Genomic DNA, 19,197 nt, shown 5'->3' with positions numbered 1-19,197 from the left:
ACCGATCAGAGCTTCGCCGCCATGATCTACCTCGCCGCCGCAATCCTCAATTCAAAATGAATCCCCACAGACCCTAGAGTCTGCCCAACGTCCGGATAACGCCGACACCTACGACTATGCGGAGCGGGTACTGGCGGCACTTCGGCCACAATCGGACGCTACGCACGATATAATCGCTACGACACGCGGGTATGCGTCGCGGATCCGGAAGGCTCGGTTTTTCATCTCCATTGGGCCGACCGATCCATCGAACGTGCCGACGGCTCCTCGGGACATATCGAAGGCATCGGCCGTCAGCGGGTCGAGCCCAGCTTTCTGCCCGATGTGATCGACCGGATGGAACCCGTGCCCGACAGCTGTTCTATTGCCGCTGCCCACGAAGTGAGCGAAAGACTTGGACGTCGTTGCGGCGGCTCTACCGGAACCAATGTGTGGGCTTGCGCCAAGATTGCCGCAGAAATGGCCGAACGTGGGTTGAAAGGATCGATCGTATCGATCCTGTGCGACGATGGCGCGCGCTATTCCGATACGATTTTCGATGCCGACTGGCTTGCTCAGCGGGGGATCGACATCCTCCCGCAACGCCGCAAGATCGCTCATTTCTTCGAGACTGGCACTTTTGCGGCCGGATAGCCGGCTGGCAGCGGTCGGCCCATAAAGTTTCTGCCGGATACCGGTTGATTTCGGACCTCTGGCGCGTATGGCGCGTTGCCAAAGCAAGAGAGGATTTATGATGCGCCAGGTTGACCATTTCATCGCCGGCGGCGGAGGCGGCTCCGCTTCCCGTACTCACCAGATATGGAACCCTTCCACGGGCGAAGTGCAGGCCGAGGTCGCGCTTGGCGATGCCGCTTTGCTCGACAAGGCGGTGGCCGCTGCGAAAAAGGTCCAACCCGACTGGGCGGCCACCAATCCGCAGAAGCGCGCCCGCGTGATGTTCGAATTCAAGCGGCTGGTCGAAGCGAACAAGCAGGAACTGGCAGAACTGCTCGCGAGCGAGCATGGCAAAGTGGTCGATGACGCGCATGGCGACGTGCAGCGCGGGCTCGAGGTAATCGAATATGCCTGCGGCATCCCGCAGGCGCTCAAGGGCGAATATACACAGGGCGCAGGCCCGGGCATCGATGTCTATTCGATGCGGCAGCCACTGGGCATCGGCGCGGGCATCACCCCGTTCAACTTCCCGGCGATGATCCCGATGTGGATGTTCGGCATGGCCATCGCTGCTGGAAACGCCTTTATTCTCAAGCCTTCGGAACGCGATCCCAGCGTGCCTGTACGCCTGGCCGAGCTGTTCCTCGAAGCAGGCGCGCCCGAAGGCCTGCTGCAGGTCGTCCATGGCGACAAGGAAATGGTCGACGCGATCCTCGACCATCGGGACATCGCCGCGGTCAGCTTCGTCGGTTCGTCCGACATCGCGCATTACGTCTACAAGCGCGGCGTTGCCGCGGGCAAGCGCGTACAGGCCATGGGCGGCGCGAAGAACCACGGCATCGTCATGCCCGACGCCGATCTCGATCAGGTGGTAAACGATCTGGCCGGGGCCGCGTTCGGATCGGCCGGCGAACGCTGCATGGCCTTGCCGGTCGTGGTTCCCGTTGGCGAGGATACCGCCGACCGCCTCCGCGAAAAGCTGATCCCGGCGATCAATGGCCTGAGGGTGGGCGTCTCGACCGACAAGGACGCGCATTACGGCCCGGTGGTCACACCCGAACACAAGGCGCGCGTCGAAAGCTGGATCGACACTGCCGAGAAGGAAGGCGCCGAAGTCGTCATCGACGGGCGCGGCTTCACCCTGCAGGGCTACGAGAAAGGGTTCTTCGTGGGACCCACCCTGCTCGACCGAGTCACCACCGACATGGAAAGTTACCGGGAAGAAATCTTCGGCCCCGTCCTCCAGATCGTCCGCGCCAAGGACTTCGAGGACGCCGTGCGTCTGCCGAGCGAGCACCAATACGGCAACGGCGTGGCGATCTTCACTCGCAACGGCCATGCCGCGCGCGAATTCGCGCACCGGGTCAATGTCGGCATGGTGGGGATCAACGTGCCTATCCCCGTCCCGGTCAGCTATCACAGCTTCGGCGGCTGGAAGCGGTCGGGCTTCGGCGATACCGACCAGTACGGCATGGAAGGTCTCAAATTCTGGACCAAGGCCAAGAAGGTCACCCAGCGCTGGCCCGACGGCGGTGGCGATGGCTCGAACGCCTTTGTCATACCGACGATGGGATAGGGATGCAGCATGAGCGTTGGGAGGGAATGATGAAGCGCATAACTTTCGCCGCCGCCCTACCGCTCGCACTCGCGATTGCCGCCTGCTCCGATAGACCGGACAGTCCCGGCGAAGCAGACGCGTCCGAAACCGGTCTGGTGGTCGAGCCCGATGGCGGGATCGGCGACGGGGCGGGACCGCCGGAGCCGGTAACGGCAGACAGCATTCCCGTCGCATTCCTGGGCGTATGGGATACCGCGGACGGCAATTGCGCACCCGCATCCACGATGCGGACGGATATCGGCCCCGAAACCATGCAATTCTACGAATCGCATGGCGACGTGACCCGCGTCGAAGTCGACAGCCCGCAAAGGATCGTCGTATCCTTGACCATGGAGGGCGAAGGCGAACGATGGCAGATGGCACGAATGTTCACCTTGTCGAAAGATGGCCGGACGTTGACGCCGTCCGCCGTCGATGCGGAAGAACAGTTCGATCCCATACCCCTCATCAAATGCGAATAGGGAGATTTCGAATGCGTATCCTCGCCCTTGGCGTATTGGCGGCCCCGCTTGTCGCATGTGCGGCCTCGTCCGAACCACCTGCCGCGCCTGCGGACCAGCCCCCCGTCGAGAATGCCGGTGAATGCGATGCTGCGCCGGCCCAGTACCATATCGGTCACGATGCGACCGAAGCGATGGGGGCAGCCATCCTCAAGGAGAGCGGCGCCCGTACCCTGCGCTGGGGCTCGCCGAACAGCGCCTGGACGATGGATTACCGGCCCGATCGCGTGAACGTGAAATACGACGAAGCCCGGAAGATCACCGAGATTACCTGCGGGTGACCCGCAGCCACGCATTTACCGGCTCTCCGTTCGAAGCGCAGTTCGGCTTCGCCCGCGCCGTGCGCGACGGTCGTCGCATCGTCGTTGCGGGCACCGGGCCGGTCGAGGATGACGGATCGTCCACGCAGGGCGACGCCGCCGCCCAGGCCGAACGCTGTTTCGTACTGATGCTAAGGGCGATCGAGGAACTTGGCGGTACGGCCGAAGACGTCGTGCGCACCCGAATGCTGCTGACCGACCCGGCCGACCAGGAGGCTGTGGGCGCGGTCCATGCCCGCTTCTTCGGCAAGGCCCGTCCCGCCGCGACCATGGCCGGCGTTGCCTGGCTCTGCCGACCCGAATGGAAAGTCGAAATCGAGGCGGAGGCTCTGATCGCCCCTTCGTAACTAATGCGTGGGTGCGAGCCCGTTCCGCATCAACCGCGTTTGCGTCAGTTCGATCAACTCGGACAGGTCGGTGATCCTGCCCAGTTCCTCGCTCCCGACAAGCGTTGCCGGATCGCGATCCCCGCGGTCGAGCAGTATGGCTGGCAACGGAATGGGACGGTCCGGATAATCGCGCGAAAAATCGTCGCGATGATAGAACTTTTTCTCCACCGGAAGTCTGTCGAGAAACTTTCGCCAGTCGCGCCGCATGGAGACCATGCCGTATGTTACGGCACACAAGGAGCATTCATAAGTGTCCGGCGAAACGGTCTTGCGCACTGCATCGGTCAGAGCATTGAAGATGCCCGAGTCCGCATTGTAGACCATCAGGAGAGTCGCAGTTCGCTGTTTCACGCCAACAAATACGATAAAGAATTGCGGAAGGTTACATACTGTCGAATTCGACTTCGAATGTCGAACTTTCTTGCGCAACCGCGGTAACGTCGGGGTAGCCCTTTCCTAGCGTCGCGGCTGGCGCTACACGCCCGCTCATGGCCGGACAGTTTCAACTCACCGACGAACAGCTGCAGATCCAGGAAATGGCGCAGCGCTTCACCGCCGACAACATCACGCCGTTCGCCGGAGAATGGGACGAAAGATCCCACTTCCCGATCGACGTGATCAAACGAAGCGCCGAGCTTGGCTTCGGCGCGATCTATGTCAGCGAGGAATCGGGCGGCATCGGCCTCGGGCGGCTCGAAGCGGCCCTGATCATGGAGGCCATGGCCTATGGCTGTGCGGCGACCAGCTCCTTCATCTCGATCCACAACATGGCCGCCTGGATGATCGACCGCTTCGGCGGCGATGACCTGAAGGCAAAATACCTTCCCGACCTCGTCACGATGAACAAGGTCGCCAGCTACGCGCTCACCGAACCGGGCAGCGGGTCCGATGCGGCAGGACTGAAAACCACGGCGAAGCTCGACGGCGATCACTACGTCCTCAACGGCACCAAGCAGTTCATTTCGGGCAGCGGCTTCAACGATGTTTACGTGACTATGGTCCGCACCGGCGAGCACAAGACGAAGGGCATCTCCTGCCTCGTCATCGACAAGGACACGCCGGGCGTTTCCTTCGGCAAGCCCGAAAAGAAGCTCGGCTGGAATGCCAGTCCGACGGCGCAGCTGATCTTCGAGGATGCGCGGGTGCCCGTGGCCAATCGTGTCGGCCCCGAAGGCGACGGCTTCCGCTATGCCATGGCAGGGCTCGACGGGGGCCGCCTCAATATCGGCGCCTGTTCGCTCGGCGGGGCGCAGCGCTGCCTTGATGAAGCGGTGAAATATACCAAGGAACGCCAGCAATTCGGCCAGCCGATAGCCGATTTCCAGAACACGCAGTTCATGCTTGCCGACATGGCCACAGAACTGGAAGCGGCGCGCGCCCTGCTCTACCTCGCGGCAGCCAAGGTCACCGACAACGCGCCCGACAAGAGCAAGTTCTCCGCCATGGCCAAACGCCTCGCGACCGACAGCGGCAGCAATGTCGTGAACAATGCGCTGCAATTGTTCGGCGGCTATGGCTACCTCAAGGAATATCCGATCGAACGCTTCTGGCGCGACCTGCGCGTCCACTCGATCCTTGAAGGCACCAATCAGGTCATGCGCATGATCGTGGGCCGGGAAATGCTGCGCCAGTGACCAGCTTAGCCATGACGGCTCTCATGGTGCCCGACTACGACGAGGCGATTGCCTTCTTCCGCGATGCACTGGGTTTCGCGCTGCAAGAGGACAGCGATCTTGGAGGGACTAAACGTTGGGTCGTGATGGCCGGATCGCATGGCGGCAAACTGTTGCTCGCGCGTGCGGCGGATGCACAGCAGCGCGCTGCAATTGGCAACCAGACTGGCGGGCGCGTCGGCTGGTTCCTTCATACCGACAACTTCGCTAGCACCCATGCCCGGATGACCGCGTGGGGTGTGGAATTCACCGAAAGCCCGCGTCGTGAGCGTTATGGAACGGTCGCGGTCTTCAATGATCCTTGGGGCAACCGCTGGGATCTGATCGAACACAGGAAGGCCGCATGACCGAAGAGGTCAACATTCACACTCACGGCCATGCCGGCCATATCTCTCTCAATCGCCCCAAGGCGCTGCATGCGCTGACGCTCGACATGTGCCACGCGATGAGCGCGGCACTGACCGGCTGGGCCGATGACGACAATATCCAGACCGTCATCCTCGACCATGCCGAAGGACGCGGGTTCTGCGCTGGCGGGGATATCAACCTGCTGCGCAATTCGGCACTCAATGACGGCGGAAAGAGCGGCCGCGCCTTTTTCCACGACGAGTACCAGCTCAACCACCAGATGTTCGAATATGCCAAGCCCATCGTGGCGTTCATGGACGGCATCACCATGGGCGGCGGGGTCGGCATCGCCATGCCGTGCAAATATCGTGTCGCGACGGAGCATACACGCTTCGCCATGCCGGAAACGGGGATCGGGCTGTTCCCGGACGTTGGCGGCGGCTGGCATCTGTCGCGCCTTGGTGGTCGGCTCGGGCAGTTCCTGGCGCTCACCGGCGCGCGGCTCGACGGCGCGGAATGCGTCTGGGCGGGAATTGCAACGCATTATCTCGACACGGCCGACCTGACCGAAGCCAAATCCCGCATCGCTGCGGGGCACGAGCCTGGACGAGTCCTGAGCGCGCTTGGCCAGACACCACCGGAAGCGCGGATCGAGAGCAATGAAGCCGCAATCAAGAAACACTTCGCCGCCGACAGTTTCGAAGGCATTCTGGCCAGCCTCGAAGGCGACGACAGCGAATGGGCGGCCAAGGAACTCGCCACTTTGCGCACCAAGAGCCCGCAAACCTGCAAGGTCGCGCTGCGCCAGCTTGCGGAAAGCGGGAAGCTGGACGATTTCGCCGACAATATGCGGATGGAATACCGCGTCGCCAGCCGCGTGCTGGTACGCCCCGACTTCGCGGAAGGCGTCCGCGCGGTGATCGTGGACAAGACCAACGATCCCAAATGGGATCCGGCCACGCCCGAAGGTGTGAGCGAGGAACTGCTCGACAGCATCTTCGCCCCACTTCCGGAAGCTGAGGAATGGACACCGCTGAATTGAATGAAACGCGGATTGCTCCCTGACGCGTCATTGCGAGCGAAGCGAAGCAATCCATGGAACTGCACAATGGATCGCCGCGTCGCCTGCGGCTCCTCGCGATGACGGAGACTATATGAGCTACGAAACCATCACAGTCGAACAGCGCCCAGATACGAATGGGGCCGTCACACTGATCACGCTCAATCGCCCCAAAGCGCTGAACGCGCTGAACAGCAAGGTTCTGGAAGAACTGATCGCGGCCTTCGCCGCCTATCAGGCCGACAGCGGCCAGCTGTGCGCCGTGCTTACGGGATCGGGCGACAAGGCCTTTGCCGCGGGCGCCGACATCAAGGAAATGAGCGAGAAGCAAGCGGCCGACTTCTATCTCGAGGATTTCTTCAGCCCCTGGACCAGCGAGATCGTCAGGAAGACCCGCAAACCGTGGATCGCCGCGGTGAACGGCTTCGCGCTGGGTGGCGGTTGTGAACTCGCCATGATGGCCGATTTCATCATCGCGTCGGAAAACGCCAAGTTCGGCCAGCCCGAAATCAAGCTCGGCGTCGCACCGGGAATGGGCGGATCGCAGCGCCTTACCAGGGCCATCGGCAAGTCGAAAGCGATGGAAATGTGCCTCACCGGCCGCATGATGGACGCCGAGGAAGCCGAACGCGCCAACCTCGTCGCGCGCGTGGTGCCGCATGACAGCCTGCTCGATGAAGCCATGAAAACCGCCGCGCAGATCGCTGCAATGCCACCGATGGCCGCCATCGCGAACAAGGAAATGGTCAACGCCGCTTTCGAAACCTCGCTGGATCAGGGCCTGATCGTCGAACGCCGTATCTTCCAGATCCTGACAGCCAGCGAAGACAAGAAGGAAGGCATGGCCGCCTTCGTCGAAAAGCGCGAGGGCAAGTGGAAGGGTCGGTAGGATGAAGCCCTTCTACCTTTTTCTGATGCTCCTTTGGGGCGCTCTGGCCGTCTACACTGGCCACGTCATCGCCGAATATGGCATCAACCTGTTTCCCTTTTTCTTCGGCGACATGATGCGATGGAACTGGCCCGGTCAGTTCAACCTCGACTTCATGATGATGCTGTTTCTCTCGGCAAGCTGGACGGCTTGGCGCAATCGTTTTTCGGTCGCCGGGCTGGCTCTGGCCCTCGTCGCGTTTTTGGGCGGCGCCGGCTTCCTGCTGCCATACCTCACTTACCTGGCATGGAAACACGATGGCGACACCGCGTCGATCTTGCTCGGCGATAACAAGCACATGGATGACCTGATATGAAAATCGCCTTCATCGGCCTCGGCAATATGGGCGGCGGGATGGCCGCCAACCTCGTCAAGGCGGGGCACGAGGTGAACGCCTTCGATCTCAGCGAAGAAGCGCTTGCGACGGCCAGGGACAATGGCTGCACACCCTTTACCGATGCCGCCGAAGCCGTAATGGGCGTCGAAGCGGTCGTGACGATGCTGCCCAACGGCCAGATCGTGAAATCGGTCTATGAAGGCAGCGTAATCGGGAAAGCGCCGGACGGTGCGGTGTTCGTCGACTGTTCGACCATCGATGTAGCGACTGCTCGGGACGTAATTATACGCTCGATTGACGCAGGTTACGACATGGTCGACGCCCCTGTTTCGGGCGGGATCGCGGCAGCCAATGGCGGTACGCTCACCTTTATGGTCGGCGGCACGGACACGGCTTTCCGGCGCGCCGAAGCGGTGCTGAACGCCATGGGCAAGGCCGTGATTCACGCGGGCGATGCAGGCGCGGGCCAGACCGCCAAGATCTGCAACAACATGCTGCTCGCCATCTCGATGATCGGCACAGCGGAAGCCATGAAAATGGCTGAAAAGCTCGGCCTCGACCCGCAGAAATTCTACGAGATTTCCAGCCAGTCCTCGGGCTATTGCTGGTCCTTGAACGCCTATACTCCGATGCCCGGTGTCGGCGTCGAAAGCCCGGCGGACAAGGATTATCAGGGCGGCTTTGCTACAGGACTGATGCTCAAGGACCTGCGCCTTGCGATGGAAGCGGCACAGACCGCCGATGCTTCCATCCCACTCGGTCGCCACGCCGGGGAGCTTTACGAGCAGTTCGCCAAGGACAATGCCGGGCTCGATTTTTCGGCGATCATCAAGACGCTCTGATTTCGGACAATACCCGCGCCAGCCACTCGCGCGGAGCTTTTCTTCGTCCGACATCCGCGACGAATTCCTGACCTCTGGCTACGCTTCTGAGCCGCCCACCCCGCAGCCAGCGATCGGCGCGGTCGTGATAACTCAAGCCGCCCGCTTTCAGCCACGCCGGCCGGTTCCATAGCGATACCGGCCCTCCGGAAACCGTGAGGCGCAGCGCGTCACTCGCCCGCGCCGCCTGCAGACCCGGACCTGCGTAGACCACGTTATTCGAGGCATGCAATGCAAGCGCATGGGGATGGCCGCGCCGGACCAGATCGCCGGGCACGCCGTCGGCCAGATCGATGATCCGCTCGACTTCGAGGAAGCCGAATATGCGATGATGGGGATCGCCGCCCTTCTCACGAAACAGGCCGAAGAACAGGAAGATATCGCCCACCCCGACTCCGCGATTGGCGAGATGCGTCTGCGCCGCTCCACATTGGCCGAAGAGGCAGATCCCGTTGTCGAGAAACATCGGGTCATGGTGACAAAGGTCGTCCGCGCCGACCTTGCCGCGGCTCGCCCTCTCTGCCTGCTCTGCCAGCCCGAGATCGCGATAGGTCGTCCGCGAGGCCGCGCCTGCCGGGATCGGCAAGCTCACCGGCCTCCCGTCCACTATGGGCGACGGCCCGCCGCCAGCGGCGCTATCGAAACCCTTGCGAGAAAAGACGATCCGCATGCGGGCGCACGTGCCCGAACGGCCGAACAGTGACAAGCACAGCTTTCAGTCCTATCTGGCCGCCCATGACTAGTGAAAACGATGGCAAGGTCACCGCGCTGATCATGGCCGGCAAGCGTTCGGGCGTTCTCGATCCGCTCGCCGAACGTGCAGGCGTTGCCCAGAAGTGCGTGGTCCCGGTCGGCGGCATGCCGATGATCGAGCGCGTGGTGATGAATGCGGCGCAGAGCCCACGTATCGGGGAGATTCGCATCGTTGCGCACGACGCCGACGAGATCGCCTCCATCCCCTCGATCGCCAAGCTCATGGAAGATGGGCGCTTGCAGTTCAAACCGGGTGCATTCAACCTCGTCGACAGCGTTTTCGCAGGCGCCGAGGGCGTAACCTATCCGATGCTGATCACCACGGCGGACAATTGCCTGTGGTTGCCGGAAGATTTCACCGAATTTGCCGACAAGGCGATTGCCAGCCAGGCCGGAGCCGCAGCAGCCTTGGCGCGCAAGGAAAACGTGATGGCCGCCGATCCGCACGGCCAGGCAAAGTTCTACGAATTCTCCGACGGCGGCTATTCGAATTGCAATGCTTATTGGATCGGGAATGCCCAGGCTCTCGCAGCTGCCGAGATCATGCGGGGCGGTGGGCAATTCGTGAAGTACCCCAAACGGATCGCCAAAGCATTCGGTGTGATCAACCTGATCCGCTTCTTCCTCGGCTGGGGCACCAAGGAGAAAATCTTCGCGCAGGTCTCGCGCCGGTTCGGCTTTGCTATGATCCCGATCGAGATGAGCCACGGTTACTGTGCCATCGACGTGGACAACGAGCGCACATTCCAAGTCACCGAAAAGCTGCTGTTGAAGCGGCTCGCGACAGCCTGACGCCGACACCGGCACTATGCAGCGCCTGATCCGCAATATCGGCTGGCTCCTGACGGGGCGCGGCGTCAATGCCGTGCTGAGTATCGTTTATCTGGCACTTGCGACGCGGACGCTGGGACTGGACGGCTTCGGCTACTTCGCAATCATCCTCGCGCTGGGGCAAACAGTCACCGGCCTTGCCAATTTCCAGACCTGGCAGTTCGTGGTCCGCTGGGGTGCGGAAGCGGACGGCCCGGCCGACGCGACCGGATTCGCCATCGCGCTCGACATGCTTTCGGTCCTGCTCGGCCTCGTACTCGCGGCGGTGCTGGTCTCGACTGCCCCCTTATGGTTGCCGCTGCCTCCCGACCTGCTGCCCATTGCGTTCGGCTATTGCGTGATCTCGCTACTGGCGATCCGCACAACGCCTATCGGCATTCTGCGACTGCGCTTCGCTTATGCCACGGCCACGGCAGCCGAGACGGTCCAGCCGATCGTTCGCGCCGCCGGAGCAGTGCTTGCCGCCATCGCCATGCCGACGGTCAGCGGCTTCGTCTTTGCGTGGGCCGCCGCGGAGATTGCGGTAGCCCTAGCTCTTTGGATCGCCGCGGGCCGGTTGGAGCGTATCGACCTTACGCGCATCAGCCTGAAGCATATCCCCGCCGCGCACCCGGGTGCCTGGCGTTTCGTTTGGTCGACCAACATGTCGGGCAGCCTCAATGTCGGTGCGAAACAGGTGCTGATCCTGCTGGTCGGCGCGATCGGCGGCGAGACTGCAGCAGGTGGGTTCCGCGTCGCCAGCCAACTGGGACAAGCGCTTGTAAGTTTGGCGCAAGCGGTCTCGAAAGCCATCTATCCGGAGCTTGTCCACGCGCAGGACACCGCTCATGACATGGCCCGCCGCATGGCCAATATCGCCCTGGTGGCCGGGGTACTGGCGGTGTTGGTAACCCTGTTCTTCGGTCGGTGGGCGCTCGATGTAATCGCGGGAGACGAATTCGGTGTAGTCTATTGGGCGATGGTCATTCTCGCCATAGGGGGTGCAATCGAACTTGTCGGCGCGAGCCTTGAATCCTTGTTGGTCAGCGCAGGCCGCGCAGGAACGGCATTCGTCATGCGAGCGGTACCGACCCTATTGTCCCTGGCGCTGTTGGAGGTGGCGATGGGCTGGAACGGGCTGAAGGGCGCAGCCCTAACCGTTTTAGGTTCCAGTGCACTATCCGTGATCGGGTTCTGGGTCGCGATCATCTCGCTCGCCCAGATCACCATCACGGTGAAGCCCAAACCCGAATTGCCGCCAAGGGGCTGAGAGACTCTTCATGCCAAATCGGGATCGTTCCAAGCCAGCATCGGCCTGCGCGCGGCCAGCGTTTCGTCGAGCCGCCGCCGCGGGGCGTAATGAGGGGCGGTCCTGAGGCTTTCGTCTCCGGCCTTGGCGCGCTCCGCCACGCTGCGCAGGGCCACAATGAACTGGTCCAGCGCGGCCTTGCTCTCGGTCTCGGTTGGCTCGACCAGCATCGCGCCGTGAACGACCAGCGGAAAATACATTGTCATCGGGTGATAGCCCTCGTCGATCAGCGCCTTGGCGAGATCCAGCGTCGAGAGACCATCGGCAAAGCCCTTATCGCTGAACAGCGCCTCATGCATGCATGGCCCGCTCGGCCCGAATGGAGCATCGAGCACGCCGTCGAGGCTGCGCAGCACATAATTCGCGTTGAGAACGGCGTCCTCCGCAACTTGCTTGAGGCCATCGGCCCCATGGCTGAGGATATAGCTCAGCGCCCGGGTGAACATGCCCATCTGGCCGTGGAAAGCCGTCATGCGGCCGAAATGCTGCAACGGCCCGCCAAAATGCTCCTTGGCGAAACTCTCGGCGTCCTCTTCCTCGACGAGATGAACGACCCCATCTCCGGTACGCGCCGTATAAGGCAGCGGGCCAAACGGACTCAGCGCTTCGGACAGCACCACCGGGCCCGAGCCCGGTCCCCCGCCGCCATGCGGGGTCGAGAAAGTCTTGTGCAGATTGATGTGCATGGCATCGACGCCCAGATCGCCAGGGCGAACCTTGCCGACAATGGCGTTGAAGTTCGCACCGTCGCAATAGACGAAGCCACCCGCTTCGTGGACCGCATCGGAGATCGCCTTCATATCGCGCTCGAACAGGCCGCAGGTGTTCGGGTTGGTGATCATCACGCCCGCGACATCGGGTCCGAGACGAGCCTTGAGCGCTTCGAGATCCACGCGGCCCTCCGGCGTCGCCGGGATGTCCTCCACCTTGTAGCCCGCGAAAGCCGCGGTAGCGGGATTGGTGCCGTGCGCGCTTTCGGGGACGAGAATGACCTCGCGCGCATCCCCCCGGGCTTCGAGAGCCGCGCGAATGCACAGGATTCCGCACAATTCGCCGTGAGCTCCGGCCTTGGGGCTCATGGCGACGCCATGCATGCCGGTGAGATGGATCAGCCAGAAGGCCAGTTCGTTGATCACTTCCAGCGCACCGCGCACCGTGTCGACCGGCTGCAACGGGTGGACGTCGGCAAAGCCGGGCATGCGCGCGATCTTCTCGTTGAGGCGGGGGTTGTGCTTCATGGTGCAAGAACCGAGCGGGAAGAGGCCGAGATCGATCGCGTAGTTCTGGCGGGACAGGCGCGTGTAATGGCGAACGGTTTCAGGCTCCGAGAGGCCGGGCAGCCCAATCGGCTCTGTTCTTTCGAATCCTCCAAGGCGCGAAGATGGCGCTGGACTAGGCGGCTGAGGCTGCTCGACGCCCGCGAGGTCGAGCTTGCCGGCAAAGTCGAAATCGACCCCCGTAGTCTCGATATGACCGATCTCGAACAAGAGCGGCTCCTCCAGCATCAGCGCGCGGTTGCCCGTAGCTGTATCGGGGCCGCTCATCGCGTTGTGGCCTTCGACGGGTGTTCCGGGTTTCCAGCCGGATGCATTGGGCGCGCTCATGCCAGCACCTCCTCAAGGGCAGCGGCAAGCGTTTCCACGTCCTCCTCCGTAGTCGTTTCGGTCACTGCCACCAGCAAGCCGTTGGTGAGACCGTCATTCCCCGGGAAAAGACGTCCGAGCGATACGCCCGCGAGGATATTCTGCTTGGTCAGCTTCCGCACGATCGCACGCGCATCGCCGTCGAGCAGCAGGGTGAACTCGTTGAAGAAAGCATCGTTGAGCACCTTCACGCCAGGTACTTTCGCCAGCCGGTCAGCAGCCAGGCAGGCGAGCCGATGGTTCTCCATCGCCAGACGGCGCAGCCCCTTCTCGCCAAGCAATGTCATGTGGACATTGAAGGCCAGCGCGCAGAGACCCGAATTGGTGCAGATGTTTGAGGTCGCCTTCTCGCGGCGGATATGCTGTTCGCGGGTCGAGAGCGTCAGCACGAAGCCGCGCTTGCCCTCCGCGTCCACGGTCTCGCCGCACAGGCGGCCGGGCATCATGCGGACGTGCTTCTCGTCGCGCACGGCAAAGAGGCCGAGATAAGGACCGCCGAACTGCAGACCGACACCGATCGACTGGCCTTCACCGACGACGATGTCCGCGCCGAGCTCGCCCGGCGACTTGACCGCGCCAAGCGCAACGGGTTCGGTGTTGACCGCGATCAGCAGAGCACCCCTCTCGTGCGCGGCCTCGGCAATTTTGGCGATATCGGGCAAGCGGCCCAGGATATCGGGATATTGTACCACGACGCAACTCGTATCTTCATCGATGCGAGCTATGAGGCCCTCATCGTCGGGCTTGGCGGTCAGGCTCGGCGGCGCACCGGCAATCTCGTCGTCCGTAAACTTCGCCATGGTCCTCACGACCTCGGCGTAATGCGGATGCAGCGCCCCGGAGAGCACGACCTTGCGCTTCTTGCCCCTCGCGATGCGGCTAGCCATCGCCACCGCTTCCCAGCAGGCGGTCGAACCATCGTACATCGAGGCATTGGCCACCGCGCAGCCATAGAGCCGCGCAACCTGCGTCTGGAATTCGAACAGCATCTGCAGCGTGCCCTGCGCGATTTCCGGCTGATAGGGAGTATAGGCTGTCAGAAACTCGCCGCGCTGGATAATGTGGTCGACACTCGCCGGAATGTGATGCTTGTAGGCGCCTGCGCCAAGGAAGAAGGCCGCGTCCGCCGCTGCCAGGTTCTTCTTCGACAACCGCCGCATGTGCTTCTCGACCGCCATTTCGCTGGCGTGCATCGGCAGGCCTTCGATCGGACCGGAGATCCGGGCTTCTTCGGGCACGTCGAGGAACAATGCGTCGATGTCGGGAGCGCCGATTACATCGAGCATTGCCGAACGGTCACTATCGGTCAGGGGTAGGTAGCGCATCTCAATATCCCGTCATCCCAGCTCAAGCTGGGATCGCTGTCCGCCAAGCCGGACATTACTGAAACCGAACCCAGCTTGCGCTGGGGTGACGACTAGAGCCCGTCGCAAAAGCTCTTATAGGCCGCCTCGTCCATCAAGCCTTCGAGCTGCGAGCTGTCGCCGATGGTCATCTTGAAGAACCAACCGTCCTGTTCGGGCGAGGTGTTGACCAGCGCCGGATCAGCTTCGAGCGAGCTGTTGGTTTCAATCACCTCACCGCTAATCGGAGCGTAGACGTCGCTCGCCGCTTTGACGCTTTCCACCACAGCGGCGTCCTTGGCCTTATCGATCGCGGTGCCGGCATCGGGCAGTTCGACGAAGACAATGTCACCCAGTTGGCCTTGCGCGTAGTCGGTGATGCCGACGGTCGCGGTGTCTCCCTCGACGTCGATCCATTCGTGCTCATCGGTGAAGTATCGAGCCATTACTGTCATTTCCCTCTGTGATAGCGATGGGGGACGAAGGGCAGCGATGCGACCTTCGCGGGCAGTCTCTTGTTACGAACCTCGACCTCGAGTTCCGTTCCCTCGGCGGTGAGCGCAGTATCAAGGTAGCCCATGGCAATGGGCCGCTCGAGCGTAGGCGAGAAACCACCCGAAGTGATGCGGCCAACCTGCTCGTTGCCGGAATAGACCAGCGCTCCCTCGCGGGCGGGCATGCGGCCTTCGATGGCAAGCCCGACGCGCTTCTGAGCGGGACCATCTTCGAGCACCTTCATCACTTTATCATGACCCATCCAGCCGCCTTCCTCCCGGCGGCGCTTGGTCAGCGCGAAGCCGAGATCTGCAGAGACGGGATCGGTTTCGGCGGTGATGTCGTGGCCATAGAGCGGCAGACCCGCTTCGAGGCGCAGGCTATCGCGCGCGCCGAGGCCGATCGGGCGCACCTCGATTTCCGCGCACAGCCGGTCTGCAAGCGCTTCGGCGAACTCGGCGGGGACCGATATCTCGAACCCATCCTCGCCGGTATAGCCCGAGCGCGTGATGCGCAGTGGCCATTCGCCGAAATCATGCGTCACGCTCTCCATAAACACCATGTCGTCGATGACATTGCGCATCACGCGGTTGAGCGCAGTGGCCGCATTGGGCCCCTGCAACGCGATAAGCGCATGCTCGTCCATGTGGGTTAGTGTTACTTCATCATCGATAAACTCACGCAAATGACCGATGTCGTCCCACTTGGTCGCGCCGTTGACGACGAGGTAATAGGCCGGTTCACCCCAACGGCCTTCGGAGCCGGCCTCTTCGTCGCCCTCGATCCAGGGCGTCGCGTTGGTGACCATGAGATCGTCGAGAATGCCGCCATTCTCGTCTACCAGCAGCGAGTAGCGGACTTTGCCCGGCTTCAGCGAGGCGATCGCCCCCGGAAGCAGTTTCTCCAGCTCTTCGGCCGCCTTCTCGCCGGTAACCAGCAGTTGTCCCATGTGGCTGACGTCGAACAGGCCCGCCTGCTGTCTCGTCCAGTTATGTTCGGCGACGATCCCTTCGAACTGGATCGGCATGTGATAGCCGGCGAACGGAACCATTCGCGCGCCCTTGCGGCGATGCCACGCATCCAGTGGCAGCGTCTCGGTTTCCGGTTCCTCGAATTCGTCCTGGTCGCTCATCAACTATCCCGACAGCATGGCGGCCCCGTTGCCGGAGCGGCTGTGATCCATGCCCCCTCTGTCGGGAAACCTGAGAGACTGGCGCACTGATGAGTACGCTTACCCCTTCGGTGGCCACCGCATGTGCAGAGGCGCTTTCCAGAGTGTCGATGGTGCGCACGGTCCCTTGGCCTGAGAGTTTCCGGGGCGGTTGCTCCTTCGGCGCCGGATGGACGTCGCCGTCCGGGCTCTCCCATGCGCGCCTGCCGCAGAATCGCTCCTGCAGCCGACAGAACAGCCCTGCGCGATTACCGCGCCCCGGTCAATCCAGGTTTGGCCGCAGCCAGCGCTCCGCAGTGGCGATGTCCACACCGCGGCGGGCAGCATAGTCTTCCAGCTGGTCGCGCCCGATCCGGGCCACACCGAAATACTCCGCCTCTGGATGACCGAAATAGAAGCCGCTGACCGCCGAGGTGGGATACATGGCGAAATTCTCGGTCAGACTGATGCCCGTCTGCGCTTGCGCATCTAGCAGGCCGAACAGAATCGGCTTGAGGCTGTGATCCGGGCAGGCGGGATAGCCCGGAGCCGGACGGATGCCGCGATATTCTTCCTTGATCAGGGCCTCGTTGGTCAGCTGTTCCTGCGGTGCATAGCCCCACAGGTCGGTACGGACATGCTGGTGCAGCCGCTCGGCGAATGCCTCGGCAAAGCGATCGGCCAGCGCCTTCAGAAGGATGTCCGAATAGTCGTCCTTGTCGGCAAGGAAACGCTTCGAATGCTCCTCGATGCCGTGGATGCCGACCGCGAAACCGCCGATCCAGTCACCTGCCGGATCGATGAAGTCGGCCAGACACATATTCGCCCGGTCGCGGCTCTTTTTCACCTGTTGGCGCAGGAACGGCAGAACCGTGTGCGTTTCGCCTTCTGCATCGTGAATGGTAACGTCGTCGCCGTCGCGCGCGCAGGGCCAGAACCCGACCACCCCCTTGGCTGTCAGCCACTTCTCACCGATTATCCGGTCCAGCATGGCATCGGCATCGGCTTTGAGCTGCCGCGCAGTTTCCCCCACCACCTCGTCGTCGAGAATTTTCGGATAGGTGCCATGCAATTCCCAGGCCCGAAAGAACGGGGTCCAATCGATGTAATCCCGCAGATCGGCAAGCGCCCAATTCCCGAACCTATGTAAGCCGGGCTGCAAGGGAGGCGCCGCCTTGTCGCTCAGATAGGCATCGAAGTAGTTGGCGCGGGCTTCGTCGAGGGTCAGCAGTACGCTCTGCGCCTTCCCCTCACGTGCCTCACGAACCTTGGCGTACTCGGTCGCCGTTTCGTCCACGAACCCGTCGCGCTGGGTGTCGGACAGCAGACGACTGGCGACGCCAACCGCGCGGCTCGCGTCGAGCACATGGATGACCGGCCCCGGATAGGCCGGATCGATCCGCAGCGCCGTATGCACCTTGCTGGTCGTCGCCCCGCCGATCAGCAGGGGCATGGTCATGTTCGCCGCCTTCATCTCTTCCGCAACGGTCACCATCTCGTCGAGCGAGGGCGTGATCAGGCCCGACAGACCGATCATATCGGCATCGTTTTCGTTGGCCGCCTCGAGAATCCTCGACCACGGCACCATTACGCCCAGATCGATTACTTCGTAGCCGTTGCACTGCAGGACGACGCCGACGATATTCTTCCCGATATCGTGAACGTCGCCTTTGACGGTCGCCATCACGATCTTGCCCTTGGCGCGCGCGCCTTCTTCCTTTTCCGCCTCGATGAACGGGATCAGGTGGGCCACTGCCTTCTTCATCACGCGGGCGGATTTGACCACCTGCGGCAGGAACATCTTGCCGCTGCCGAACAGGTCACCGACGACGTTCATGCCGTCCATCAGCGGGCCTTCGATCACTTCGATGGGGCGGTCGAATTGCTGGCGTGCCTCCTCCGTATCGGCGACGACATGCGCATCGATGCCCTTGACCAGCGCATGCTCCAGCCGTCGGCGCACATCCCATCCGCGCCATTCCTCCGCCGCCTTTTCATCGGCCGCGCTCTTGCCCTTGTAGCTTTCGGCAAGCTCGATCAGCCGCTCGGTCGCATCGTCGCGGCGCATCAGGATCACGTCCTCGCAGGCCTCGCGCAATTGCGGATCGATCTGGTCATAAACGTCGAGCTGTCCCGCATTGACGATCGCCATGTCGAGCCCGGCGGGAATCGCGTGAAAGAGGAACACCGAATGCATCGCGCGGCGGACGGTCTCGTTGCCGCGGAAGCTGAAGCTCAGATTGGACAGGCCCCCGCTCGTTTTCGCATGCGGGCAGCGCGCCTTGATCTCTTCCACCGCCTCGATGAAATCCAGGCCATAGCGATCATGCTCCTCGATCCCGGTCGCCACGGCGAAGATATTGGGATCGAAGATGATATCTTCGGGCGGGAAGCCGATACCGGTGAGCAGATCGTAGGCCCGCGCGCAGATTTCGACCTTGCGCTCCTTCGTATCGGCCTGCCCGGTCTCGTCGAACGCCATGACGACAACGGCAGCACCGTAGGCCATGCATTTGCGGGCATGGCCGAGAAACGCGTCCTCGCCTTCCTTCATGCTGATCGAATTGACGATCGGCTTGCCCGATACGCATTTCAGCCCGGCCTCGATCACGCTCCATTTGGAACTGTCGATCATCACCGGCACCCGCGCGATATCGGGTTCGGCGGCGATCAGTTTGAGGAAGGTGGTCATGGCCTTTTCTGCATCGAGCAGGCCTTCGTCCATATTGACGTCGATCACCTGCGCGCCATTCTCGACCTGATCGCGCGCGACCTCGACGGCGGTTTCGTAATCGTCCGCCATGATCAGCTTCTTGAACCGGGCTGACCCGGTCACATTGGTGCGTTCGCCGATATTGACGAACCGGGCGGTCGTGCGATCGTTCATAGATTCAGGTCCGTTCGAAATCGCGCGCCGGCACGACTGCGTCGTAAAGGGTTTCGCCGACATCGAAGTCACGCTTGACGATGCGTTCGAACCGTCGTT

At 62.3% G+C, this 19,197-nt stretch carries 19 protein-coding genes, 1 pseudogene and 1 riboswitch; of the genes and pseudogenes, 13 read left to right on the top strand and 7 right to left on the bottom strand.

Annotation, left to right across the window (positions count from 1 at the left end; genetic code table 11):
- Positions 1-129 precede the first annotated feature (129 nt).
- The 5 genes and pseudogenes from K3174_RS12840 to K3174_RS12820 form a co-directional block, all read left to right on the top strand.
- Positions 130-633, top strand: a pseudogene (locus K3174_RS12840) (pyridoxal-phosphate dependent enzyme); the annotation flags it as partial.
- A 100-nt stretch (positions 634-733) separates the two neighbouring features.
- Positions 734-2,230: a CoA-acylating methylmalonate-semialdehyde dehydrogenase gene (locus K3174_RS12835; protein WP_221559155.1), complete on the top strand. Its 1,497-nt coding sequence runs from the start codon at positions 734-736 to the stop codon at positions 2,228-2,230.
- 29 nt (positions 2,231-2,259) lie between these two features.
- Positions 2,260-2,733 (top strand): hypothetical protein, encoded by a 474-nt coding sequence (locus K3174_RS12830; RefSeq protein WP_221559130.1) that lies wholly within the window; start codon positions 2,260-2,262, stop codon positions 2,731-2,733.
- Between the two features lie 11 nt (positions 2,734-2,744).
- Positions 2,745-3,053, top strand: coding sequence for an I78 family peptidase inhibitor (locus tag K3174_RS12825; protein ID WP_221559128.1), 309 nt, complete (start codon positions 2,745-2,747; stop codon positions 3,051-3,053).
- Positions 3,050-3,439, top strand: a complete 390-nt coding sequence (locus tag K3174_RS12820) for a RidA family protein (protein ID WP_221559126.1) — start codon at positions 3,050-3,052, stop codon at positions 3,437-3,439. Before K3174_RS12825 ends, K3174_RS12820 begins: the two co-directional genes overlap by 4 nt.
- Here K3174_RS12820 and K3174_RS12815 read toward each other — a convergent pair whose 3' ends face one another.
- Positions 3,440-3,832 (bottom strand): hypothetical protein, encoded by a 393-nt coding sequence (locus K3174_RS12815; RefSeq protein WP_221559117.1) that lies wholly within the window; start codon positions 3,830-3,832, stop codon positions 3,440-3,442.
- A 137-nt stretch (positions 3,833-3,969) separates the two neighbouring features.
- Between K3174_RS12815 and K3174_RS12810 the strand changes: the two genes are divergently transcribed.
- The 6 genes from K3174_RS12810 to mmsB all read left to right on the top strand — a co-directional run bounded on the left by K3174_RS12810 (position 3,970) and on the right by mmsB (position 8,669).
- Entirely contained in the window at positions 3,970-5,115 is a 1,146-nt protein-coding gene (locus K3174_RS12810; protein ID WP_221559116.1) for an acyl-CoA dehydrogenase family protein, read from the top strand.
- Positions 5,112-5,501 carry a VOC family protein gene (locus K3174_RS12805; RefSeq protein ID WP_425594436.1) on the top strand — a complete coding sequence of 130 codons (390 nt, stop codon included), beginning with the start codon at positions 5,112-5,114 and terminating at the stop codon, positions 5,499-5,501. The genes K3174_RS12810 and K3174_RS12805 overlap by 4 nt, the downstream gene beginning before the upstream one ends.
- Positions 5,498-6,544 (top strand): enoyl-CoA hydratase/isomerase family protein, encoded by a 1,047-nt coding sequence (locus K3174_RS12800; protein WP_221559115.1) that lies wholly within the window; start codon positions 5,498-5,500, stop codon positions 6,542-6,544. The genes K3174_RS12805 and K3174_RS12800 overlap by 4 nt, the downstream gene beginning before the upstream one ends.
- Before the next feature lie 112 nt (positions 6,545-6,656).
- Positions 6,657-7,451, top strand: a complete 795-nt coding sequence (locus K3174_RS12795; RefSeq protein ID WP_221559113.1) for an enoyl-CoA hydratase-related protein — start codon at positions 6,657-6,659, stop codon at positions 7,449-7,451.
- A gap of 1 nt (position 7,452) precedes the next feature.
- On the top strand, positions 7,453-7,806 hold the full coding sequence (locus K3174_RS12790; protein WP_221559111.1) for a hypothetical protein: 354 nt from the start codon (positions 7,453-7,455) through the stop codon (positions 7,804-7,806).
- A complete protein-coding gene (mmsB, locus tag K3174_RS12785; protein WP_221559108.1) occupies positions 7,803-8,669 on the top strand; it encodes a 3-hydroxyisobutyrate dehydrogenase in 867 nt (288 codons plus the stop codon). The genes K3174_RS12790 and mmsB overlap by 4 nt, the downstream gene beginning before the upstream one ends.
- On the opposite strand, the gene K3174_RS12780 is transcribed toward mmsB, so the two are convergent.
- On the bottom strand, positions 8,656-9,378 hold the full coding sequence (locus tag K3174_RS12780) for an Nmad3 family putative nucleotide modification protein (RefSeq protein ID WP_221559097.1): 723 nt from the start codon (positions 9,376-9,378) through the stop codon (positions 8,656-8,658). The two genes, mmsB and K3174_RS12780, sit on opposite strands and share 14 nt — an antisense overlap.
- 65 nt (positions 9,379-9,443) lie before the next feature.
- Here K3174_RS12780 and K3174_RS12775 point away from each other — a divergent pair, with 65 nt between their 5' ends.
- Together K3174_RS12775 and K3174_RS12770 are read left to right on the top strand one after the other, a co-directional pair.
- Positions 9,444-10,253 (top strand): NTP transferase domain-containing protein, encoded by an 810-nt coding sequence (locus tag K3174_RS12775; protein WP_221559095.1) that lies wholly within the window; start codon positions 9,444-9,446, stop codon positions 10,251-10,253.
- A 16-nt stretch (positions 10,254-10,269) separates the two neighbouring features.
- On the top strand, positions 10,270-11,541 hold the full coding sequence (locus K3174_RS12770; protein ID WP_221559085.1) for a lipopolysaccharide biosynthesis protein: 1,272 nt from the start codon (positions 10,270-10,272) through the stop codon (positions 11,539-11,541).
- An 8-nt stretch (positions 11,542-11,549) separates the two neighbouring features.
- On the opposite strand, the gene gcvPB is transcribed toward K3174_RS12770, so the two are convergent.
- From gcvPB to metH, 5 genes are all read right to left on the bottom strand, one after another.
- Positions 11,550-13,184 (bottom strand): aminomethyl-transferring glycine dehydrogenase subunit GcvPB, encoded by a 1,635-nt coding sequence (gene gcvPB, locus K3174_RS12765; RefSeq protein WP_221559082.1) that lies wholly within the window; start codon positions 13,182-13,184, stop codon positions 11,550-11,552.
- A complete protein-coding gene (gene gcvPA / locus K3174_RS12760) occupies positions 13,181-14,548 on the bottom strand; it encodes an aminomethyl-transferring glycine dehydrogenase subunit GcvPA (RefSeq protein ID WP_221559080.1) in 1,368 nt (455 codons plus the stop codon). Before gcvPA ends, gcvPB begins: the two co-directional genes overlap by 4 nt.
- 92 nt (positions 14,549-14,640) lie before the next feature.
- A complete protein-coding gene (gene gcvH, locus K3174_RS12755; RefSeq protein WP_221559078.1) occupies positions 14,641-15,012 on the bottom strand; it encodes a glycine cleavage system protein GcvH in 372 nt (123 codons plus the stop codon).
- Between the two features lie 5 nt (positions 15,013-15,017).
- The gene (gene gcvT, locus K3174_RS12750) at positions 15,018-16,193 is read right to left on the bottom strand and encodes a glycine cleavage system aminomethyltransferase GcvT (protein ID WP_221559076.1); all 1,176 of its coding nucleotides are present in this window, start codon (positions 16,191-16,193) and stop codon (positions 15,018-15,020) included.
- A gap of 149 nt (positions 16,194-16,342) precedes the next feature.
- Positions 16,343-16,438: riboswitch (glycine riboswitch) on the bottom strand.
- Between the two features lie 56 nt (positions 16,439-16,494).
- Entirely contained in the window at positions 16,495-19,098 is a 2,604-nt protein-coding gene (metH, locus tag K3174_RS12745; RefSeq protein WP_247712153.1) for a methionine synthase, read from the bottom strand.
- Positions 19,099-19,197 lie beyond the last annotated feature (99 nt).

This window comes from Qipengyuania qiaonensis (assembly GCF_019711515.1).
Taxonomy (GTDB): Bacteria; Pseudomonadota; Alphaproteobacteria; order Sphingomonadales; family Sphingomonadaceae; genus Qipengyuania; species Qipengyuania qiaonensis.
The sequence above is the reverse complement of the archived record's forward strand: the minus strand, read 5'-3'. Positions and strand labels throughout refer to the sequence as shown.

Coding starts and splice junctions, on each gene's coding strand:
- K3174_RS12800 (WP_221559115.1), top strand. CDS start 5,498: ATGACCGAAGAGGTCAACATTCACACTCACGGCCATGCCGGCCATATC.
- K3174_RS12810 (WP_221559116.1), top strand. CDS start 3,970: ATGGCCGGACAGTTTCAACTCACCGACGAACAGCTGCAGATCCAGGAA.
- gcvT (WP_221559076.1), bottom strand. CDS start 16,193: ATGAGCGACCAGGACGAATTCGAGGAACCGGAAACCGAGACGCTGCCA.
- mmsB (WP_221559108.1), top strand. CDS start 7,803: ATGAAAATCGCCTTCATCGGCCTCGGCAATATGGGCGGCGGGATGGCC.
- K3174_RS12770 (WP_221559085.1), top strand. CDS start 10,270: ATGCAGCGCCTGATCCGCAATATCGGCTGGCTCCTGACGGGGCGCGGC.
- K3174_RS12825 (WP_221559128.1), top strand. CDS start 2,745: ATGCGTATCCTCGCCCTTGGCGTATTGGCGGCCCCGCTTGTCGCATGT.
- metH (WP_247712153.1), bottom strand. CDS start 19,098: ATGAACGATCGCACGACCGCCCGGTTCGTCAATATCGGCGAACGCACC.
- gcvPB (WP_221559082.1), bottom strand. CDS start 13,184: ATGAGCGCGCCCAATGCATCCGGCTGGAAACCCGGAACACCCGTCGAA.
- K3174_RS12780 (WP_221559097.1), bottom strand. CDS start 9,378: ATGCGGATCGTCTTTTCTCGCAAGGGTTTCGATAGCGCCGCTGGCGGC.
- K3174_RS12835 (WP_221559155.1), top strand. CDS start 734: ATGCGCCAGGTTGACCATTTCATCGCCGGCGGCGGAGGCGGCTCCGCT.
- K3174_RS12790 (WP_221559111.1), top strand. CDS start 7,453: ATGAAGCCCTTCTACCTTTTTCTGATGCTCCTTTGGGGCGCTCTGGCC.
- gcvPA (WP_221559080.1), bottom strand. CDS start 14,548: ATGCGCTACCTACCCCTGACCGATAGTGACCGTTCGGCAATGCTCGAT.
- K3174_RS12830 (WP_221559130.1), top strand. CDS start 2,260: ATGAAGCGCATAACTTTCGCCGCCGCCCTACCGCTCGCACTCGCGATT.
- K3174_RS12795 (WP_221559113.1), top strand. CDS start 6,657: ATGAGCTACGAAACCATCACAGTCGAACAGCGCCCAGATACGAATGGG.
- K3174_RS12775 (WP_221559095.1), top strand. CDS start 9,444: ATGACTAGTGAAAACGATGGCAAGGTCACCGCGCTGATCATGGCCGGC.
- gcvH (WP_221559078.1), bottom strand. CDS start 15,012: ATGGCTCGATACTTCACCGATGAGCACGAATGGATCGACGTCGAGGGA.